This is a genomic window from Akkermansia sp. UBA7090 (assembly GCF_002493465.1).
Taxonomy (GTDB): domain Bacteria; phylum Verrucomicrobiota; class Verrucomicrobiia; order Verrucomicrobiales; family Akkermansiaceae; genus Akkermansia; species Akkermansia muciniphila_A.
The window spans coordinates 271,756-293,289 of the sequence record NZ_DKYW01000009.1 but is presented as its reverse complement, the minus strand read 5'-3'; the positions used below and the strand labels follow the sequence as shown (position 1 = coordinate 293,289).

The 21,534-nt window shown below is 58.0% G+C and carries 18 protein-coding genes; 8 read left to right on the top strand and 10 right to left on the bottom strand.

Annotated features, from left to right (window positions below):
* Positions 1-4 precede the first annotated feature (4 nt).
* The 5 genes from B3075_RS04170 (at position 5) to B3075_RS04150 (ending at position 5,014) form a co-directional block, all read left to right on the top strand.
* A complete protein-coding gene (locus B3075_RS04170) occupies positions 5-778 on the top strand; it encodes a tetratricopeptide repeat protein (protein ID WP_290488463.1) in 774 nt (257 codons plus the stop codon).
* Positions 778-1,314: a DNA repair protein RecO gene (gene recO / locus B3075_RS04165; RefSeq protein WP_290488464.1), complete on the top strand. Its 537-nt coding sequence runs from the start codon at positions 778-780 to the stop codon at positions 1,312-1,314. Before B3075_RS04170 ends, recO begins: the two co-directional genes overlap by 1 nt.
* Positions 1,315-1,465: 151 nt before the next feature.
* Positions 1,466-2,557 (top strand): LptF/LptG family permease, encoded by a 1,092-nt coding sequence (locus tag B3075_RS04160; RefSeq protein ID WP_290488465.1) that lies wholly within the window; start codon positions 1,466-1,468, stop codon positions 2,555-2,557.
* A 48-nt stretch (positions 2,558-2,605) separates the two neighbouring features.
* Entirely contained in the window at positions 2,606-4,027 is a 1,422-nt protein-coding gene (gene der, locus B3075_RS04155; protein WP_290488466.1) for a ribosome biogenesis GTPase Der, read from the top strand.
* An 18-nt stretch (positions 4,028-4,045) separates the two neighbouring features.
* Entirely contained in the window at positions 4,046-5,014 is a 969-nt protein-coding gene (locus B3075_RS04150) for an ABC transporter ATP-binding protein (RefSeq protein ID WP_290488467.1), read from the top strand.
* Positions 5,015-5,063: 49 nt separating this feature from the next.
* Here B3075_RS04150 and B3075_RS04145 read toward each other — a convergent pair whose 3' ends face one another.
* The 6 genes from B3075_RS04145 to B3075_RS04120 form a co-directional block, all read right to left on the bottom strand.
* Positions 5,064-5,699 (bottom strand): CatA-like O-acetyltransferase, encoded by a 636-nt coding sequence (locus B3075_RS04145; protein WP_290488468.1) that lies wholly within the window; start codon positions 5,697-5,699, stop codon positions 5,064-5,066.
* A gap of 213 nt (positions 5,700-5,912) precedes the next feature.
* Positions 5,913-8,738, bottom strand: coding sequence for an ABC transporter permease (locus B3075_RS04140; RefSeq protein ID WP_290488469.1), 2,826 nt, complete (start codon positions 8,736-8,738; stop codon positions 5,913-5,915).
* Positions 8,735-9,481, bottom strand: coding sequence for an ABC transporter ATP-binding protein (locus B3075_RS04135; protein WP_290488470.1), 747 nt, complete (start codon positions 9,479-9,481; stop codon positions 8,735-8,737). Before B3075_RS04135 ends, B3075_RS04140 begins: the two co-directional genes overlap by 4 nt.
* A gap of 15 nt (positions 9,482-9,496) precedes the next feature.
* The gene (locus tag B3075_RS04130) at positions 9,497-11,719 is read right to left on the bottom strand and encodes a TonB-dependent receptor (RefSeq protein ID WP_290488471.1); all 2,223 of its coding nucleotides are present in this window, start codon (positions 11,717-11,719) and stop codon (positions 9,497-9,499) included.
* 119 nt (positions 11,720-11,838) lie between these two features.
* Complete coding sequence (locus tag B3075_RS04125; RefSeq protein WP_290488472.1) at positions 11,839-12,726, bottom strand: prephenate dehydrogenase; 888 nt, start codon at positions 12,724-12,726, stop codon at positions 11,839-11,841.
* An 80-nt stretch (positions 12,727-12,806) separates the two neighbouring features.
* Positions 12,807-13,367, bottom strand: a complete 561-nt coding sequence (locus tag B3075_RS04120) for a hypothetical protein (RefSeq protein ID WP_143245749.1) — start codon at positions 13,365-13,367, stop codon at positions 12,807-12,809.
* Between the two features lie 261 nt (positions 13,368-13,628).
* Here B3075_RS04120 and B3075_RS04115 point away from each other — a divergent pair, with 261 nt between their 5' ends.
* Together B3075_RS04115 and B3075_RS04110 are read left to right on the top strand one after the other, a co-directional pair.
* Positions 13,629-16,295: an MFS transporter gene (locus B3075_RS04115; protein WP_022198367.1), complete on the top strand. Its 2,667-nt coding sequence runs from the start codon at positions 13,629-13,631 to the stop codon at positions 16,293-16,295.
* Entirely contained in the window at positions 16,285-16,752 is a 468-nt protein-coding gene (locus B3075_RS04110; RefSeq protein ID WP_215444062.1) for a deoxycytidylate deaminase, read from the top strand. The genes B3075_RS04115 and B3075_RS04110 overlap by 11 nt, the downstream gene beginning before the upstream one ends.
* An 11-nt stretch (positions 16,753-16,763) precedes the next feature.
* Here B3075_RS04110 and B3075_RS04105 read toward each other — a convergent pair whose 3' ends face one another.
* A complete protein-coding gene (locus tag B3075_RS04105; RefSeq protein WP_290488473.1) occupies positions 16,764-17,204 on the bottom strand; it encodes a hypothetical protein in 441 nt (146 codons plus the stop codon).
* Between the two features lie 152 nt (positions 17,205-17,356).
* Positions 17,357-17,764: an OsmC family protein gene (locus B3075_RS04100; protein WP_215836338.1), complete on the bottom strand. Its 408-nt coding sequence runs from the start codon at positions 17,762-17,764 to the stop codon at positions 17,357-17,359.
* Between the two features lie 81 nt (positions 17,765-17,845).
* On the opposite strand from B3075_RS04100, the gene B3075_RS04095 reads away from it, so the two are divergent.
* A complete protein-coding gene (locus B3075_RS04095; protein ID WP_290488474.1) occupies positions 17,846-20,161 on the top strand; it encodes a protein-disulfide reductase DsbD family protein in 2,316 nt (771 codons plus the stop codon).
* Between the two features lie 75 nt (positions 20,162-20,236).
* Here the strand turns inward: B3075_RS04095 and B3075_RS04090 are convergent, their stop codons facing one another.
* A complete protein-coding gene (locus B3075_RS04090) occupies positions 20,237-20,944 on the bottom strand; it encodes a GDSL-type esterase/lipase family protein (RefSeq protein WP_290488475.1) in 708 nt (235 codons plus the stop codon).
* Complete coding sequence (locus B3075_RS04085; RefSeq protein ID WP_290488476.1) at positions 20,941-21,534, bottom strand: 3'-5' exonuclease; 594 nt, start codon at positions 21,532-21,534, stop codon at positions 20,941-20,943. The genes B3075_RS04090 and B3075_RS04085 overlap by 4 nt, the downstream gene beginning before the upstream one ends.

Sequence of the window (21,534 nt, the reverse complement as noted above, 5' to 3'; positions counted from 1 at the left end):
ATTCATGAAGACACGCTCCTTCCTGCTGGCGGCGCTTGCGCTCGCCTTTCTTCCCGCCTCCGCGCAACAGTCCTTTCCGGGCTCCCCTTCCCCTGCCTGGATTCAGGAATTCAATAGACTGCCGGAAACAACCAGGAAAAGCTATATAGACCAATTCCGCAAAGCGGAACAGCTCTTTGCCAAAAAAAGGATCATGGAATGTCTTTTTTCCCTCATGGAGCTGGAAAAACTTTATACCGGGAATCCGGGCTTATACAACCTCCGCGGCGCCTGCTACATTGAAATCCGCAATATCGAAAAGGCCCTGGAAAATTTTGAAAGAGCCCAGCAACTGGATCCCTTCAACCTCACCATCCGGTTCAACCTGGCGGAAGCGCATTACGTCAATCACGACTATTCCAAAGCATTGAAAGCTTTCACGGAACTCCTTCCCTCCTTCAAGGACAATTCCGGCATGACGCCCCTGCTGCAATTCAAGCGTTATATCTGCGCCCGAAAACTGGATAACCAGCCGCTTGCCGCGGAACTGGAAAAGCTGTACGGCCCGATGGATGATACGCCATACTACTATTGCACCCAGGCCATCCTCAAACTGATGGAAGGGAACAAGGAGGCTGCCCAGGAACAGCTTCTTTCCGCCATCCGCATCCACGGAGGCACCAGCGCCATCCAGGCCTTTACGGACGCCATGACGGAAGCCGGCATCCTTCCCTCCCCTTACGGGCAGACCGTCCCCACCGAACAGCCGGTAAAAACCGGACTGGAAAAACGCCGTTAATGAACGCGGAAGCGACGGTCCTGAAGCTCTACCCCCTGGGAGAAAACGGCCTGATTGCCGTCTGGTGCACGGAGGAAGGCCTTATCAGAACGGCGGCAAAAAGCGCCAGAAAACCTAGCAGTCCCTTTGCCGGACGTCTGGACATTTTCTATCAGTGCCGCATGCAGTGGACGCAGGCAAAAAAAGGGGATCTGCACACCCTGACCTCCGCAGATCTGCTTTCGCCGCGCCTGGCCCTCCGGAAAAATTACCTCCGGCTCAGTGCGGCGGGCTATTTCGCGCGCCTGTTTCTCCAAATGCTGGAACCGGACACGCCCATTCCGGAATTTTACGACTTGCTGCAGAGGGCCTACACCTATCTGGAAAACAATGACCCTACGCTCCGCGCCGTCCTGCACTTCGAACAGGAACTCGCCCAGCTGCATGGAATAGCCCACCCAGGCATCCCGGCGCACGTCATTCTGAAATCCCACTTCGGCAAGCTTCCCCCGCAGCGGGAAAAACTGCTCGGAAGCCTGGAACAAAAAGAAAGCTGAGCAACATGCCTATCCCGCTTTCATTTGCAGCAAAGGAAGTTCCCCACCCCGCTCACCAAGCCCTTCCTCCGGGACGGGATGTGCATTGTTCCGTGCGCGAGATTGACTTGTCCGCAGCCTTCAGGCACAATATCAGGCACGGTTTTACTGCATGAAGATCCTTGACAGATACATTGCCCGCCAGCTGCTTGGTGTCACGGCCCTGGGGGTAATGGCCCTGAGCGCCCTGCTCCTTCTGGGCAACCTGTTCAAGGAACTGCGCCCCCTCCTGGTGGAAAATAAGGCCCCCATCAGCATCGTTCTGGAATTCATCTTCCAGGTCATCCCCTTTTCACTGATGTTCTCCATTCCGTGGGGATTCCTGACGGCCGTTCTTCTGGTGTACGGCCGTCTGGCCTCAGACAACGAACTCACCTCCATGCGCATGTCCGGCATGAGCCTGTGGCGTCTGAGCGCCCCCGCCATCGCCATCGGCATTGCCCTTTCCGGCCTTTGCTACTGGATTAACATAGACATCGCACCGCGTGCCAAGCAATCCATTTCCGAGCTGCTCATCAAAGCCGCTTCCATCAACCCGAAAGGGCTTCTCAATGAAGGCCAGGCCATTACCAAATTCGACAACCTGGAAATCTACATCGACAAACGCGTGGACGACGTCATCCACGGCATGCACATTTACCAGAAAGCGGACGAAAAATCTCCGGCCGTGGCCATGCACTCGGAACGCGTAACCATGGATTTCTCTCCCGAGAAAAAAATCCTCACTCTGCACCTCATCAATCCCCTCATCACTACTCAGGAAAAAGACTCCATCTCCCAAAGCGTGACCATGGACGAAATGCCTCTGAGCATCAATCTGGACAAATCCCGCTCCCGGCGCATCAAGGCCAACCGCTTCACCAACCGGGAAATCCGGGAAGCTCTGGACACGCCCGGCTATCTGGATAAAAGACAGACTACGGAATTCGCCACGGAACTGCCCAGGCGAGCCTCCTTCTCCCTGGCCTGCATTGTCTTTGCCCTCATCGGCGTGCCGCTGGCCATCAATACCCGCAGAAAAGACACCTCCACGGGATTTGCCCTGGGCATCCTGATCGCCTCACTCTACTTTTTAGCCCTGATCTTTGCGGACTTGTCCCGTAAAAACGACACGATGCTCCCCTATATTCTGCTCTGGCTTCCCAACATCATCACGGTTGCCGTGGCGCTGCGCCTTCACAAACGGGCCACGCACAAGGGATAAGCCCCCGGCGGAAGTCCCCCCCGCTGGCGTGGAATTAGCTTTCACAGCATGGGAGCTTCGGATAACATGATGTGCATGCAGCACGTCCCCACCATCGCCATCGTAGGCAGGCCCAATGTCGGGAAATCCGCCATCTTCAATAGAATGGCAGGCAGGCGCATCGCCATCGTGCATGATGAACCCGGCGTCACCCGCGACCGGCTCTCCGCCCCCTGCAGGATTACGGACCGCGCCTGTAAAATCATGGACACGGGCGGTATCGGCGCGCGCCTGAGCGACGGCTTTGCGGAACAGGTGGAGGCGGAGGCGGACATTGCCATAAAAACGGCGGACCTCATCCTCTTCGTGCTGGACTGCCGGGATCACCTCACCCCTATCGACCAGAGCATCGCGGACCACCTCCGTAAATCGGACATTCCCGTCATCCTCCTTCTTAACAAAGCCGACCATGAAAAACAGGATCTCAATCTGGGCGAATTTGCCGGACTGGGTTTTGACGACCATATCTTTCTCTCTGCCGCCCACGGCAGAGGCTTCTCCGAATTAGCCTCCCGGCTGGACGGTTTTCTCAAGCAGAAAGGGGCTCCGCTTAAAGAAGAACTGGAGGAAAAACCGGAAAACGGAGAGGAAACGCCCCTTCCCATCAAGGTAGCCGTAGTGGGACGCCCCAACGCTGGCAAATCCTCTCTGGTCAACGCCATCCTCCAGGACAGGCGCACGATCGTCTCCAATGTGGCGGGCACCACCCGTGACGCCATTGACATCCCCTACCTGCACGACGGCCAGCCCTACGTGCTGATTGACACCGCCGGCATGCGTCCCCGCTCCCGTCGGGACACCTCCGTAGAAGTCTTCTCCGCCATGCGCAGTGAGAAAGCCATCCGCCGGGCGGATATCTGCCTGCTGGTCATTGACATCGCGGCGGGCATCACGCAACAGGACCGCCGCATTGCCGGCATCATTGCGGAAGAAGGAAAACCCTGTATCATCATCGTCAACAAATTCGACCTCTTCCATCCGAATGCCCCCCGCAAGGACCGCATGGCGGAAGTGGAGGAACAGGTGCGCAGGGAACTCTTCTTCATCAGCTATGCGCCTTTCATCGCCACCTCCGCCAAAAAAGCGGAAGGCGTGGAAATCATCTTCAAAGTCATCACGCGCATCCGTCGGGAATCCCATAACCTGCCCACTACCGGCCAGCTCAACCGCCTGATCCAGCTCGCCCAGCAGATGAACCCTCCCGGCTCCGCCAGCGGTTCCGCCAGAAGGCTGAAAATATATTACGCCACCACAGCGGTGGACCCCAAGTACAATACTATTCCCGTCCCACGCTACGTTCTTTTCGTCAATGACAAAAGCCTGCTCACGGACAGCTATTCCCAGTACCTGCGCAACAAAATAAGGGAAGCCTACCCCGCTCCCGGCATTCCGGTCATCTTCTCCGCCCGTTCACGCGTGCGCAACGACTGATCATCCCTCCTTCTCCGCATGCTCTCCGTCAGGAACCTCAGCGCCTCCTTCCACACCAGGGCCGGCATTGTCCGGGCGGTAAGGAATGTGTCCTTTGATGTAGCTCCGGGGGAAACGCTTGGCATCGTGGGTGAATCCGGATCCGGAAAATCCGTCACCTGCTACTCCATGATGGGGCTCATTCCGATGCCTCCGGGCCGCATTGAAAGCGGTTCCGCCATGCTGGACGGCACGGATCTGCTCCGTTGCACGGAAAAGGAACTCCGCGCCATCCGCGGCAAACGCATTTCCATGATCTTCCAGGACCCCATGACCTCTCTCAACCCGTACCTGACCATCGGGGAGCAGGTGGCGGAACCCCTTATCATTCACGAAGGGGCCGGCAAAAAAGAAGCGCGGGCACGCGCGCTGGAACAGCTTGCCTTGGCAGGCATACCGGATGCGGAACAGCGCATGGACGCATACCCCCACCAATTCTCCGGCGGCATGCGCCAGCGCGTCATGATTGCCATGGCCCTCATCACCAGGCCGGAAATACTCATCGCGGATGAACCCACCACCGCCCTTGACGTCACTGTCCAGAAGCAGGTGCTGGATCTCATCAGAAAACTTCAGCAGGACATGGGCACCTCCGTCATCCTCATCACGCATGACCTCGGCGTGGTGCGCCAATACGCGGACCGCATCAACGTCATGTATGCAGGCCGCATTGTGGAAAGCGCCCCGGCGGAAGAACTTCTGGAACATCCCCGGCATGCCTACACCAGAGCCCTGATGAAATCTATTCCCGGACTGCATGCGAAAGGCGCCCCCCTCTATACCATTCCCGGACTGCCACCCAACATGACTCAGGAGCCCTGCGGATGCAGCTTCCGCCCCAGAAACACCCTCGGAAACCCGGCGCTCTGCTTCACGGACCGGGAACCGGAGCTGGTGGAAATATCCCCGGGGCACTCAGTCCAGAACTGTCCGGGCTGTCTGGCTTAGGTTTCCTTCCTGTTTGCTCGCAGGTAATGCTGCGTACAGGAAAATCCTTTTAACTGAATTGATTTCCGCACAATTCTTCCAGAATTCCGTAAAAACGGCCCACGTGCACTCCATCCACCAGCACATGGTTCGCCTGAATGGCTACGGGCATCACCATCCTGCCGGAAGCATCCGCCTCCACCTTCCCCCAATGGATGAGGGGAAAGTATTGATCCCGGAACACCCTGTAAGCGCTGGCCACTTGTGTGAATGGAATCCACGGCAGGCAGCTGAATACGGCAATATCCGCCCTGTGGCACGGATTCGCCTGGGCGGGAGCAAGTTTGGCCGCCTGGACAAGAGGAACGGCATGTTCCAGGAAATCAGCCAGCTCCATCCGGTATTCCACTAAAATCTGAGTGAATTCTCCATCCGCTGCCAGCACCGGAACCAGGGCATTCACGGACTCATACTCCCACACCTCCCCTTCTTCCACCCGCTGGCGCAGCTGGGGCACCCTGTTCAACGCCTTCAACAGCACAAACAGGCACAGAATGAAAAAGGAAATCCCCTCCTGTTTCGCATAACGGTACAGGGCATCCACCCGGACCGGAGACGTAATGGAAAACGAAGGGCAGTCAAACGTCCGGAAATACTCATAATGGGACCTTCGAGGCCAGGAAGCGATTTCTATTTTCTTTTTCATGCACTTATTTTCTATTCAGGGAAAGCTTCCCCGTACACGTTTTCGCGTTGTTGCTCCGGCAGCAAAAAAACAGGACAGAAGCAGTCAAAGCAACAATATTCCCCGCCTCTCCCGGAAATTCCAGCCCGGCTGTCCCCAGCGCCAACGCATTGATTAATGCCTTTATTTATCCAATCATCAACTATGTTGCAATAAAGAACATCCTGAATGCTTCTACCCCTCGCGAACGGAAAGCAAATCCGTCACGGACGCATGCTTCATGCGCCACGCAGGCAGAAGACACGCCAGGGAGGAGAGGACAAACACCAGAAGCACAGCACAGGCCAGATGCGCCCAGGGCATCGTAACAGGAGGAGTAACGATGCCGAAGTGGTAACCGTATTCCAGAATCTGAATGGAGCACCAGGCGCCAAGCACTCCCAGCGCAAGACTCATGACAACGGCGCACAGGGAAACCATCAGCGTCTCCGCCCAGAGCATCCGCATCACCATGCCGCCCGGCACGCCCACCGCACGCATCAATCCGAATTCCCGGCGGCGGGACTGAACGGAAGCCAGCACGGTATTGAGCACGGCCAGAACGGCGATCACCATGATGATGATAGGAAGCTTGCTCATTGTAAAAATCACATCATCCCCGCGGCTGGTAACGCTCCCACCCAGGCTTTCCCTGGTCAGGGCTTTCACCAGGGGCCTGGCTCCTTCCCCTCCGTTCTCCTGCTGCCTCACCTTCATCAGGGCATATTCCCCCAGGTCGTTCTGAAGTTCCACGTTGCTAATCCCCGGAGCGGTATCCCCCCAGATGAACTGGAATCCCTGATGAGCGTATTCTTCTTTGAGCCAGCGTTCATCGGCAATCGCCAAAGCAGCGACAAAGCCTCCCCGGCGGACGCGCATTCCGCTGGTTTTGGTCAACCAGTGCCAGCCGGGGAAGGAAACTACTCCCGCCACTTTCCAGGGTTCTCCCCGCACGGCGGCCCCCCTGCCCCGGCCGCGAATACCGGAAGGAGACTCATTTCCGGGACGGCGTTCCCGGGAAGACGGATTAACCAGCATCAAGTCATCCCCGACCTTCAACCCCACCGCCCGCGCGAACGTGTCCGGAATCAGGAGAGAACGGGTGGATTCCAGCATGGCATAAGCCTCCTGCGGATTTCCGGAAACAAACACGGGGTTGAACAGCGGATGGCTCCCCCCGGTCATCTCCTCCACGGGAATGCCGGCCAACACGATGGAACGGTTGCGCATCCCGGAAAAACCGGGGGTCTTCATCTGTGCCGGAGCAATATCCGGTTCATCCACGTAGATGGGATACATTCGGGAATTCCGCAGGCTGGGGCGCGTCATCAGCTCCGGAACGTCCGCGGATTTGAACTCCGTATGCAGGAAAGAAACCAGGGTTCCGGGCGTCGACGTATCAGGAGAAAAGGGAACCAGCATGGAATAGCCCCATGTCTGCACCCCCACAAAAAGAGACAGGCCCACAGACATGGATACGGCAGTTCCCACGGAACGGCTGAGGTTGCGGCTGAGCTGCATGTTCAGGAAAGAATGCGGAACGCGCAGCAGAAATCCGGTAATCCATGCCCCGGCCCACTCCGTCACGCGCACGAAGGAGGGGGCCAGAAACAGCGCACCGGCTACCAGGCCCGGGTAACCCAGCCAGAAAAATATCCATTTGCGCGTTTCTGCCTCCAGACCCGGCAGCAGCAAGGCCGCAGGCTGAAGACATACGCATGCGAGGCCCGCCGCGACAGACCACACAGGAACACGGCTCACCTTCCCGATGAATCCGGAGGAAGGAACGGCCGCTTCCAGCGGAGACTGGCGGGAAGCGCGCCACGCAGGAATGATGGAAGCCAGCAAGGCCCCGCCCACAGCGCATACGGCGGCGGTTAATACGGTGGACCAGGTCATCACGGGGACAGAAGCAGAGACTTCCTCCAGCAGGTACACCAGGAAAAAACCGGCGGCCAGCCCTCCCAGCAATGCCGGAATGCACAGAAAAATCCCTTCTCCTGCAATCAGCAAAGCAATTTGCATGCGCCCCAGCCCCAGAGCGCGCATCAGGGCCAGCCTGCGGGCACGTTCGCTGACGCCGATGCTCAACGTCGTAAAAATGATGAAAATGCAGGAGAACAGGACAAGCCAGACGGACATTTCCGCGCTATCCTTCTGTGAACGGACGGACCGGTCGCTGGAAAGCCGCCGGATGATGGAATCCGTATCCGCCACCGCAGCGGCGGCCTGGACCAGCTCCTGCCGGAAACTTTCCGCAAATTCCTTTTTGTCCACTCCTTCCTTGAGTTGAACGTAAATCAAATTAGGGGCAAAAGGCTGTCCCGTAATTTTCTCGCATACCTTCACGGGCACAAAAAGGGAGGAGAAAGCCGGGCCGGACATGCCGCCCGGCCCCATAATGACGCCGGGGGTGGCCTTGGCCTGCTTGACGATGCCCACAATCTTGACGTCGTACACATGCGTTCCCACGCGCACGTTCATGACGGTTCCCACTCCCGCGCTGAAATATTTGGCGCTTCCGCTGCCCAGCACCCCCTCCATGGCTGAGGAGGAAGCCATATCCGGCCAAACTCCCTCCTTCAATTCATAAGGGCACTCCGCAGCATGGTTTCCCACCAGGATGGGGCTCTGGGGAGGAATTCCCATGCGGTCGCGCATCTGCTCGTCAAAGCTGCCCCGCTCATTTCCGCAGCCGATTTGGAGGCGCGGCACCTGGCACGCGGCGTTCACCGTTTCCACAAGGGGAGAGGCGGCCAGACGGGCGGGCAGCTCCTGGTCACGGAACTGCGGATACTGTCCGGGAGGAAGGGGCCCTTTGGGAGACTCCGGCACCAGGCAGAGGTCATAATTCCCCATATAGGCCTCCGCATCATTATCAAACTCCCTGACCAGCGTATCATAGCTCCCCATCATCCATACAATGAGGCTGACGGAGACAAGGATGGCGAACACGCTGACAGCCATCCGACCGGGGCTGGCAAGCAAATCTCTCCAAATCAGTTTGACCAGCAACCTCATAAAGCATCATTCAGCGTACGTTCATAGAAGGAGGACAATTCCGCAGGACCGGCAAATTCCGCTGTGGACCTGTCGTCCACAATGCTGCCGTCCTTGAGCACGATTACACGATCCGCCCACATGGCTACGTCCGGCGCATGCGTCACCAGGACAAAAGCACAACCTTGCGCACGATGCAAATCCCGGAACAAATCACCCATAAGACGGGTATTTTCAGAATCCAGGTTGCCCGTAGGCTCATCCGCCAGCACCAGAGCGGGACCGGAGACCAACGCACGGGCAATCGCTACGCGCTGCTGCTCCCCGCCGCTGAGCGTATCCGGCATGGCATGCCGACGGTGAGACAGCCCAACCTTCTCAATCATGGCGTCCAGGGCGGCGGGAACCACCTTCCTGCCTCCCGCCAGGGACGGCAACAGAATGTTTTCCTCCACGTTCAAGGTGCCCACCAGGTTAAACATCTGGAAAATGAACCCTACACGGTCCCGCCGGTACACCGTCAGGGAAGCATCCGACATGGAACCGAGATCCATCCCATCCACCGTCACCGTGCCGGAATCCGGAGCCAGCAGCCCTCCCAGCACGTTCAGCAGAGTACTTTTTCCGGAGCCGCTTGCGCCCATCACGGCAACGAACTCTCCCCGGTTCACGGTAAGGCTGATATCTTTCAGCACAGTGATATTCCCGGAACCGGATTTGAAACTGCGCTTGAGATGGCTGACGGAAATGACGGGGGAACTCATGGCGGAAACGCAAGGTTAAAACGTGGTCTTCAGGCCTACTTCAAACGTACGCGGCTCTCCCACCGTGCACTGCACGGCATGGCGGGTGGACTGCACGTACTTTTTATCGAAGATATTATACACAGCCAGCCTCAGCGTGGCGTCTTTCAGCCATTTGGATTCCGGCAGGGGGATTTCCACCGTAAAGTCGAATACGCTATAGGAGGGGATGGTGTAGTTGTCCGCAATTTTTGCGCCTCGGAACGTAGCGTAGTAGGAATCCTTGCAGCGGTAGCCCAGGCCCAGCACCGTACCGTTCAGCAATCCTCCGTCAATGCGGTACTTCTGCCAGAGGGCCAGAGCATTCGGAGCAATCGTGGGATACACTTCCCCGGTGGTCCGGTTCTTGGTGCGGGTGTAGGTGTAGGAAAGATAGGAACTCCAATTCCTGGTTATTTCCCCGTTCAGGGAAAGTTCCACGCCTTCCGCCCTCTTGGAGCCGTCCGAATAGTACCGGTTGGTATATCCGTCTATGGCGACAGGCGTATTATTCTGGATGATGTCAAACCAGGAAGCGGAAAACCACACCTTATCAACCGGGCTGACCCGGAAACCGAATTCCATCTGGTCCGTACGCCAGGAATCGGTCAATTCTTTCCCGTTTTCATCCAGATACCCGAAGTTGGGGGCGGACGTACGGGCTGCGTTGGCGAACAACGCTACGCGTTCGCCGAACATGCGGGTAATTCCGAAGCGGGGGCTCCACGCAAACGCATAATTATTGTCCAGGCTGAAATGAGCGTCACCGCGCACGCCGGCCAGAAAACGCCACTGTCCATAGCTGAGAACATCCTGCAGCAGAAAACCCGCCCTCTGCACCACGGTATCCGTCGCATTGGCGCCGGAATAATCGCGTCCTGCCGGGAAAAAAGGAGGAGGATTGTACAGGGAAAAATAGCCGTTCGTGTTCGCGGTAGCATTAGTCACCAGGCTGGAACCGTCCCCATAAACGCTGCTGCCCGTGTAAGAAATGCCCATCAGGGCTTCATGCTTCACCTGCCCGGTCTTAAATTCCGCCAGTGCGTTGGAATAAAAATTCCAGTTGATATTCCACTCGTCGCTCCAGGCGGCTTCATATTTGGCCTTTCCGGAAGCAATCATCTGGTTGTAATAATCCGCCGTGCTGGTTCCTCTCCCTGCGGAAGAGGAAATGCCCCAGACATTATAATCCACGTCGCTGTACCCAATACCGCCGCCAATGCGGATCGTCCATATCTTTTCCAGCTTGCGTTCGAAATCCAGCATCGCCAGCAGGGATTTGGAATTAAGCCTTCCGCTCGGAGAACCGTACCAGGCGTCATACGGCCCCACAAAATGGCCGCCCAGCACAGGAATGCCCATCGTCGTCGGGGAATTCTGATACTGGAAACTGGTCGTCAGCACCGTCTTGGTGCGGGAATCATGCTGCCAGCGGAAAATGGGGGAGACCGTGTACTTCTGGCCTCCGTTGGCGCCGTTGCTCAGCCAGAACGGACGTTCATACTCGGCGGCTACCACCGTGCGCAGGGCAAATCCATTCGTTTCATCCCCCCTGTACCGGGTATCGTCAATCGTTGCGCGGTATTTCTGCCCGTGGTGGGAAAGGCGGGCGTAGGCCGTCAACTCCGTCCGTTCCAGGAAATCAGGCTCCTTCAGAATCAGGTTGATGGAACCGCCGGCGCCGTATGCCCCAAGCGTACTGGTCTGGCCGCCGGAAATGGAACCGATGGGGCCTTTGACAATCTCAATATTTTCTATCAGGGACGTATCCATGCCGTACCCCATGCCCCGCGGAAGAGGCATGTTGCCGAGCTGGACATCACTGCCGGCAAAGCCGCGGATCGTGTACTGGTCCGCCGTACGGGATAAAAGCATGTCTCCGCCCGTATTGACGGAAGAATCCATACGCAACGCTTCCACTAGGGAATCGGATCCTTTGGAATCCATCAGATCCCTCGTAATGACGTTTACCGTTTGTGGAACTTCCTCCGTCTTCATGTTCGTAAGAGTGGCGGAACTGACCGTTTCCGCCCGCAGGGACCTGGAACGGATGGTCATCACGCGTTCCGGCATTTCCTGCACGCCTTCCTCTGCTGCGGCAGGCTGTGTCTCGGCATAGGCAGACTGTCCGAGAACAAGCAGGCTGCCAATGGCGGCGGCACGGTGCAAACCGCGCCCCTGGCGGCAATGGCGGGGGATATTCATGTTGGAAAAACGCATGGCGTCAAGTATAGGACGGAACAAAGGGCCGTCCATTCCCGATTGTTAACAATTTGATAACAGACCGTTCCTTTTCCTTCAGGCAAAAGCGTATCTGGCGGCAGAACGACCATGCCCTTTCACAAGCCCAACGCCTGCGCCCGGCTCTCCGCCGCGGCCTTCAGCCATTCCCGCAATGCTTCCTTATCCCCTGCGGCCAGCCAATTCCTCACTTGCCCCAGCTGGGCCAGGGCTTCATCCAGACGCTCCAGAACGGCAGGGGAATTTTCCGCCAGAATTTCCGCCCACATGGACGGTTCCCCCATGGAAATGCGGGTGGTATCGCGGAAACCTCCGGCGGATACCAGCCCCAGCAGCTTCGCATCCCCTCCGTCCAGGGCGCTGTGGACGCACAAGGCGGACAAAGCATGAGGTATGTGGGAAATGCGCGCTACGGAAGAATCATGATCCGCCGCTTTCATCCGGATGCAGTGGCAGCCCACACGCTCCCAGAACCGCTGGAGCAACAGCAGCACATCTTCATGCACATGCTCGTCATTCGTCAGGATGCAGGTAGCATCCCGGAAGAGCTCTCCGGAAGCATGCTCCATACCCTGCTTTTCGGAACCGGCCATAGGATGGGAGCCGATAAACGCCACGCCGGCTTTCGCCAGCACGGACCCAACGGCCTGGTGCACACACCCCTTCACGGAACCCACATCCGTTACCAGAACTCCCGGCTTCAATAAAGGAAGCATGTCGGAAACAAGGGAGGGCATCACGCCAACCGGGGTAGCCAGCACAACCAAATCCGCCCCCTCCACCACCTCTTCCATCCGGGTGGAAGCAGCATGGGCGGCTCCGGAAGAACGGGCATATTCCAATGGTTCTTCCCTTCTGCCCCACAAACGCACATGAACATGCGGCAACTGCTTCCTGACGGCCAGCGCCAGTGACCCGCCCAGAAGGCCGGGGCCGAGAATGGCGACGGAGGAGAAGAAAAACTGCTTTCGGGAATATTCTCTCATGGATTTACAGGGGAATACATCAGCGCCCCGGAACATCGGCATGTTCAGGGGCGCGGCATGATCTCGCTGCGGCGGCCGCATCAGGGCACGCGGAACTTCTTAATCTCGTTGGGGAAGTTGGTGTCCCGCAACACCGTCCCGGAGGGATACGGCTTATTGGTGCTCCTGTTCAAAATCTTGATCTTCTTGGTGCGGTCATACGGGCTGACCACCACCGTGGGATCCGCAGTAGGCCACGCCACCGGTACGGAAGAAGAAGCGGAAGGTTCCACAGGCCTGGGGGCGGCAATGCCGGAACCGGCGGAGCCACCCACGGGATTCGGAACGACGGGCTTGGGCACAACGGGAGCCGGAGGCGTGATATTGTTGGCCCCTCCCACCATATTGCTGATGGTCCCGGAATTAGTGCGGGCGGGGTCCGGGTTAAAACCGGAATTCTGCCCGGCCATCGGGTCCAGAGAATTTTCACGCTGGATATCATTCAGCAGGCTATCGCCCTGGGCGCCCATAGCACCGGACGGATAGACATTTTCCGTAGGATAAATGCCGATGGGGCGTTCATTCACGCGCTCCGTTTCACAGGAAGGCAGAAGAATCGCACCTGCGGCCAGCAACACGCCTATCGTCGGGGAAGTATTCATATAATCTCTCTTCGGGTGATAGCTTTCTGCCAGCATCCTACGGCCCCGCAACCTCATGTCAACCATAAAGCCTGTTTGCCGAACCTCTTCATGACAAGGAATCTCCGGCTTCCGCTCCCGCACGCGGGCAAAGCTGCCCGGACATGCCGCGCCAGCCTCCGGACCATCCCCTGCCCGCCCCTTTCAAAAAACCGGAAAAACGGTTCCCCCTCCTCCCGGGAACGCGCCTGTACGGGAACAGATTATCCTTCCCTACACCCCATGATCTGCTACAATCCGCCCCACATGGATGACGTACAGACATCTAAGAAAAAAATGCCCTCAAAAAAGGAATGGAGGGGTTTTTATTCCCTGATTCTCATTCAAGCCCAGAACGCTTTCAATGAAAAAGCCGCCCAGTTCCTGCTGATTCCGCTGGGCGTCTGGCTGGCTTCCACCAACGCCGCATACGGGCCGGATTCCTGGGTCAACTCCCTCCAGTACATTCTGGCCTGCATCTTCGTTCTGCCCTACATCCTGTTCTCCCCTTTCGTCGGATGGCTGGCGGACTGCTTCTGTAAGGCCCGCATCATTCAATTCATGTCTTTCCTCCAGATCCTGGTGCTGGGGGCCATGCTTCTGTGCTATAAATACGAAAACATTGAAATGGCCGTTTTCTGGTTTTGCGTCTTCTCCGTTCAGGCGACCATCCTGAGCCCGGCCAAAAAGGGAGTGGTCAAGGACATGGTAGGCTCCCGGCAGCTGGGCTACGCTTCAGGGCTGATGGAAATGAGCCTCATCCTGTCCATGCTGGCGGCCCAGATAGGCATCTTCGCCTGGTTCGACATCCTGCAAGTCTCCTCCAACGACGGCTGGGAAGCGGCCGCTTTCCCCACATTCATCCTCACCTGCATCGCCGTTCCCGTAGCCATTGCGTCCCTTTACCTCCCGCGGTATCCGGCCAACCAGACCAGGAAATTCGAATGGAAGCTCTTTTACGAACATTTCGTGCAGCTTAAATACCTCTGGAGCCAGCGGGACTTGAGGCTCAGTGAAATCGGCGTTTCCTACTTCTGGTTCCTGGCCGGGGCCCTGATGCTCATCTCCCTCCAAATCGCCCAGGAACACCCCATTGACGGCACCGGATTCAGCATGTCCGCGGCCATTCTCATGGCATGGCTCAGCGGCGGCACGGTGGTAGGCGGCGTCATCGCCTCCATCATCTGCCGTAAAAAGATTGAACTGGGGCTCATTCCCCTGGGCGCGATCGGCTTCACTATCGGGTGCATATTCATGTCCTTCTTCGCTCCCGGCTCCCTTCCCAGCAATATCGGGTTCGGCATCACCGGGGCTTTCGCCGCCGCGTACCTGGTGCCGTTAAACGCCCACCTCCAGGACAACTGCGACCCCTCCAACCGCAGCACCGTCATCGCCGCCGGCAACCTGATGGACTGCCTGATGGGGCTGGTGGCCGTCGGCTTCCAGCTCATGCTCAGGAATATCTTCTCCATCCAGAACCAATTCTGGGTGCTGGCCGCCCTAGGCGTGGTCATCACCATTGTGGCATTCCGGCTTATTCCCCGTGAATTCATCCGCATGATGGGCCTCTGGATCATGAGGATTGTCTACCGCTCCCGCATCATCCACCAGGACCGCATTCCGGAAGACGGCGGAGCCGTCATCGTCTCCAATCATGTCACCTACGGGGATGCGCTGTTCCTTTCTCTCATCTGCCCGCGCCCCATCCGATTTATCGTGGCGGAGGAATTCGTAGCCATCCGCTGGCTCGGCTGGATTCTGGAACTCTTCAACTGCCTGCCCATTTCCTCCCGTAATCCGCGGGAATCCCTGTCCAAGGCCATCCAGGCCCTGAAGGCCGGAGAAGTCATCTGCATCTTCCCGGAAGGCCAGCTCACCCGCACGGGAACCCTGTGCGCCGCGCGCCGGGGGCTGGAAATGCTGGCGAAAAAATCGCGCTGCCCCATCGTGCCCATTTACATGGACGAACTATGGGGCAGCATCTTCTCCTACTCAGGCAACCGCTTCTTCTCCAAGGCGCCTCTCCGCGTTCCCTACCGTTTCACCGCCGCCATCGGAGAGCCCATTGAGCCTGACGCCGTCAATCCCCGCATGGTCATCAACACGCTTCGGGAGCTATCCTCTACATGCCTGGAAATTGCAGCCAGCATCGGCAGGGATGCCATCCTGAACCATCTGGAGCGCATCGCCCACAAGCCGCTGGTCTTCTCTAAAAACGCGCGGCTCTCCGGGTATGAAATAGCGGAATGCCTGATGAACGACACCGTGGAAGCGGAGCATCCGGAACTCAGGAAATGGTTGTCCACCCTGCTGGACAGCACCCGCTCCCAAAGCCGTCTGTGCGACTTCTGGATGAACGCCCAGCAGCTGGAACGGGTGAACTCTCTCCAGCCCCGGGAACTTATGCTCACCAGCGTAGGACGCGAAGAAGTCCACGAAACGGTGGCCGCCGTCCTCTGGCCCATCCTCACCAGCACTCCCGTTTACCTCATCAGCGACGGGGACCACAGCATGCCGGAAGGCATCAGACAGATAGCCGGCTCCGATTTCCTGCGCCGCAGGCTCTACAGCCTGGTTCCGAAGACGCGCACGCCGTTTTATGACTTCAGCGGCTCGGGAGACCTGGTTCTTCCCAACATCGGCTGGCGGCCCTGCTTCGCCACGGACCGCGGCATTATCCTAGCCATGTCCATGAAGAGAAGCGTCTTCAAGCTGGATGACGGCACCGTGCAGCTCGGCATGCGGGCCAGGACAAGGGGGCGCCTTCTCCCCGGCTTTTACCTGAATCCCCCTCTTTCCAACGTCATCGCCGGGGCCACCCTCTCCACCCCTTATTCCCTGCCGCCCAACCTGTACCTGGACGAGTCGGGCTTCCTGGCGGAACTCCAGTCTTCCAACCATGAACAATAACTCCTCGTCAACCCGCCTTCCCATCCCGCAGTATGTAATGACACTGGCGCACGCGGCAGCCCTGCGGTCGGAGGACCCGTACCGCAAGGTGGGAGCCGCCGCCCTAGATGCGGACAACCGCGTCATCGGCACTGCCTACAACGGACTGTATCCCGGATTCAAGGCTCAGGACACCTTCTGGGCCAGCCGGGAAGAACGCCAGAAATACATGCTGCATGCGGAAATCAACCTGTGCAGCCTGTTCCGGAGGGGGGAAGCCAAGGTGGTGGCATGCACCACGATGCCCTGTACCTCCTGCATGCAGGCGCTGTGCGCCCACGGCGTAAAGACCATTTATTACTGTGAGCCTTATGATAAATCCGAAGCCCCTGCCATCGCCAGCCTTTACGGCGTGGAACTGATCCAGGTTACGGACTATCCGCTCAGCCGGCACTTCCCCCTTGTCCTGGACAACTGATCCCCGGAAAATCAATCCCGGTGCACGCGGCATGTCCAACCGGCCATGGACCGGGGAACGCCGTCAATGGCCGGGTTCAGATCAAGCCCGGTTTCCGTAATGGTGCCGGAAGTAATGACGCCCGCATTCCGCCCGGCGTCGTCAAAGGCAATGTTCACATTCGCCATGGTACAGGCGGAGCTGCTGTTGGCAGCCGGAGCAATATTCAATACGCCAACATTCCCCCCGCTATTGAACCGGTACGTATAAACCCCGTCGTACACGGCTCTTGTATCCATTCTGATAACATCCACGTCCTGCCCGATGAACTGGAGCTGGAATAAGATGCTCCCTCCCTCAAACAGGCTTACCTGTTGTCCGCTCAAAGAAGTATTCCCGTCGTCTCCGGATTTCCCCGAACCTCCGCCGCATCCGGACAACAATCCGCACACCGTCACAGGAATCATCAACAAGACAGGGAACAACTTTTTCATCCCCGGAAAAATGCACAACATAAAAATATAAGTCAAGCGCACTCAACTATTATTTCATTTTTCCAACATTTTTTAACATCATAAAAAAACCGCCTGTTTTCACAGGCGGTCTCAAGAAAATACGGAAGCTGTCAGCCAACCCATTTCCAGGTAATGGGTATTTCAATATCAGGGTGCAGGCTGTGCTTGACCGGGCAGCTCAGAGCTGCCTGTTCCAGCAGATTCCTGTCCGGACAATCGGACGGAAGCGGAACGGTAATGACGACTTCCAGCTTGCCGATACGGCGGGGATCCGCATTCATGTGTTTGGCCACTTCCACCGTCATTCCTTCCAGATGAATACCCTTACGCCCGGCAACAATACCCATGATCGTGCTCATGCAGCCGGCGAGCGCCGCGCCTACCAGGTCCGTGGGAGAAAAAGACTCGCCCTTGCCGTTATTGTCCACGGGGGCATCCGTGGAAAGCGTGGCCCCGGAAGGTTCATGAACCATGGAACAATGGAGGCCGCCCTCGTACGTCGTTTTAGTTTTTACCATGGCCTTATTTTATACAAGGCTCCCCGCCATGCAACACACAAACATTGAATCCCCCCGTTCTTTATGGTAACCGCCTTTGTTATGAGAAACTTTTTGAAAACAGCCGCCGGCTGCCTGGGCATAATCGCCGGGTGTTTCAGCACGGGGGCGGCCCAGGACTTCGGCGGCATGAGCTTTGGAGAGGCGGGGGACTTTGGCCCTCCCCGGACATCCGGTTCCTCCAAGGCCACAGTCACCTCCTATGGAGAAGCTCCCTTCGTCATCGTGACGGAGCTGGAGCTGCCGGACCACTGGCACGTTTACTACAAAAATCCGGGAACCGTGGGCCTTCCCATGGAAGCCGCCTTCCAGCCTGTGTCCGGTTTCCGGGTGGAAGGCCCCTTCTGGCAAGTTCCGGAACTGGGGAAAGGGCTTGTGGATTTTTACGGATACAGCGGAAAGGCTAAAATGGCGTTCCGGGTAACTCCGGAAAAGGACGCTCCCCCGGAAGCGACGTTCACCACCACCATGACGTGGCAGATGTGCGCGGAACAGTGCGCCGCCCCGGAAACCAGAAACTTCAACGTCACGCTGAAGCGCGGAGACGGGCAGACAGCCCCTGACGCGGCGGAATTGACCGGGAATATGGCAGGGCTTGCCGCCCCCGACTGGGCGGAAGGGCTGAAAGCCCGGATTTCCCAGGAAGGGAAAACCGTCACCCTGCACCTCAGGACAAACGGACGCCCCGTTCCGCAGGATTCCGTCTATTTTTTCTGCAATCAGGGGGAAATCAACCCTACCACTCCCCAAACCTTCAAAAAACTGGATGACTCCAATTATGAGCTGTCCATGCAATTCAATGACACCACGGACGGCCTTTACCCCAACAACCTGCCGGACGCGGACAAGGGGAAACCGCTGACCAGCCTTTCCGGCATCCTGCGCGCCGGCAGGGAAGGCATCATCATCACCGCGGACGACCGCCCCTTCTCCGGGGAATCCCAGGCAACAGCCGCCGGAACGGAATCCGCCCCGGAACCTTCCGCCTCCATCCCCGCGCCTCCGCTGATGGGCCTGGGGGAAATCATGTTCTTCATGTTCATCGGCGGCATCATCCTCAATGTCATGCCGTGTGTCTTCCCGGTAATCGGCCTCAAGATTATGGGATTCGTCCAGCTGGGAGGGGGGGAACGGAAAAAAGTGCTGGCCCACTCCCTTACCTTCGTACTGGGCATCCTGATTTCTTTCTGGATCATTACTGCCATTCTGATTGCGCTGAAAGCGAACATGTTTGACTGGAGCGCCCCAGTCGGCCCCGGCATATTCAGCGGCGACTTCTGGCTGGGCCGCGGCGCGGAGGGCATCGTCAACTGGGCGTTCTGGTTTGAAAACCCCTGGGTGAATTTCTGCCTGCTGGGCCTGATGCTCGCCATGGGGCTGAGCATGTTCGGCGTCTTTGAAATAGGCGTCAAAGCCACGACCATGGGCAACAACCTCCAGCGCCGGAAAGGTTATGCCGGCTCCTTCTGGTCCGGCGCCCTGGCTACGGTCATCTCCACCCCGTGCAGCGCTCCGTTCCTGGGCCAGGCTATCGGCGCGGCCATGCTCCAGCCGCCGCTGGGCATCGTGCTCTGCCTGACCATGATGGGGCTTGGAATGTCCCTTCCCTACATCATTCTGGGCGCCTTTCCCGTCCTGACCAAATACCTGCCCAAACCCGGCGCATGGATGGAATCCTTCAAGCAGGCCATGTCCTTCCTGATGTTCGGCACCGCCGCCTACTTCCTCTGGATTTACATGGCATTCTTTGATGCTGACAACCATCCCCAGGACATCCTGTTCCTCTTCTTCGGGCTGGTGCTGTTTTCCATGGCCTTTTGGGTATACGGCAGATGGTGCCCCATGTACCGCAGCAGAAAGTCCCGCGTCACGGGAGGCATCTTCTCCGTAATCTTCCTGCTGGCCGGCTTGTACTACATGCTTCCGCCGGAAGGAGCCGCCTGGTTCGGCCGCGGTTCCGCTCCCGGGGCGGCGGAGTCCTCCGCTGCCGCAGCCCCCTCCCTCCAGGAGGGAGGAAACATCTGGACGCCCTGGAGCCCGGAAGCCATGCAGGCCGCCCTGGACGGAGGAAAACCCGTTTATGTGGACTTCACGGCCCGCTGGTGCTCCACCTGCCAGGTCAACAAGGCTTCCTATACGGATGAAGTGCTGGCCGCTTTCAAGAAAGACGGCATCGTCATGATGAAGGCGGACAAGACCCGCACGAACCCCGCCATTGACCAGGAACTTAAAAACCTGGGGCGCACGGCCGTTCCCGTCAATGCCCTGTATCTTCCCGGCAGAAAACCTGTCGTCACCAGGGAACTCCTGTCCCCGGCCTACCTGCTGGAATTCCTGGAAAAGGAAATGAACCGCTAGAATATCCTGTTATACGGGCGGCCATCCGCCGCCCTTCCCATCAATCCGGGCCGGACAGCTGAAAACAGGGAAAGCTTATCTTTCCCCGTTCAACAGCGGCAGCAACGCGTCCGCCCACGCCTGATAACCTTTCTCCGTCAGATGGACATGATCTCTGAACATGCCATCCCTGAACGTCCCGTCCGGCTTCAGCAGACTGCCGTTAATGGATAAAATGGTGGTCCTCGGAAGCTCAAGCCTGCGCAGCAAACGGTTAATCTCCTCCTGCCTCCTGCGCAACGGGCTGTCGGGACCGGAGCCGCAGGGAGTCACCTCCATCAGAATCAAACGGGTCTCCGGAAACTTCTTCAGCAGGCGTACGGCTATCTCCCGGATGCCCTTCACCGTCTGCGCCGCGGGCTGCCGCCCCTTCCAACGGCCGATATTATTCGTCCCGGCCAGCAAAACGCAATAGCGGGGGGAAGTCTTGACCGCCAGTTTCGTATCCTCCATGCGCCACAGCATACTGTCCGTCCTGTCCCCGCTCACTCCGAAGTTGACCGCCTTTATCGGCAGGAACAGCCTCTTACACAGCGCGGCACCTTCCCGTTCCCAGCATTCCGTAATGGAATCCCCCACGAACAGAATGCCGCATTCCTTCCCCAGCAAATTTCCCCGGACCGCCCTGTAACGGGCCGGAACCCACGGCTGGGTATTCAGTTTGGGAACATCGGACGGATCCGGAACCTCATCAGCAGGAACCGCATCCCGGAAAAACATTCTTTCCCCTGCCGGGAAAATCATGTTCTCACCGCTCTGCCCAATACCTCCAAAGGCTGTCCGGACAAATTCAATTCCTTTACCAGAAAACGGACAATCAGCAGGCTTGCCAACGCATCATACAGAGCGTCATGCCACCGGCGCGCAGGAAGCAGAGCCTCCACGGAACAGGTCAGCCCCAGGGCGCCGCACAAAGAAGACAGGGAATAATCCTCCAGACCGGGGACGCACATCCGGCCCAAAGCCAGCGTATCCAGCCACGGACCGAAACCGTGGCCCGGAAAACGCCGCAGGAACTTCCGTTCCGTGGCAGGATTATGCCCCACCACCACGGCCTGCCCCAGCCGGGAACGTATCTCCGGCCACAGGGAAAGAAAAGACGGGGCATCCGCCAGCATCTCCGTAGTAATGCCGTGCACCTGGGAGGCGGACCATAAAACCGGCTTCTCCACCGCAATATAGGAAGTCCACAACTCAGGTTCGTCCTCCAGGCGGGAACATGCGGCTATGCCTATCTGGACGGGCTGGTCCGTCTCCCCCCGGGCCGCGCCGGCGGATTCAAAATCAATGGCGGCGAAACGCAGGCCGCCGATTGTATCCGAAAGCGGAGGCAT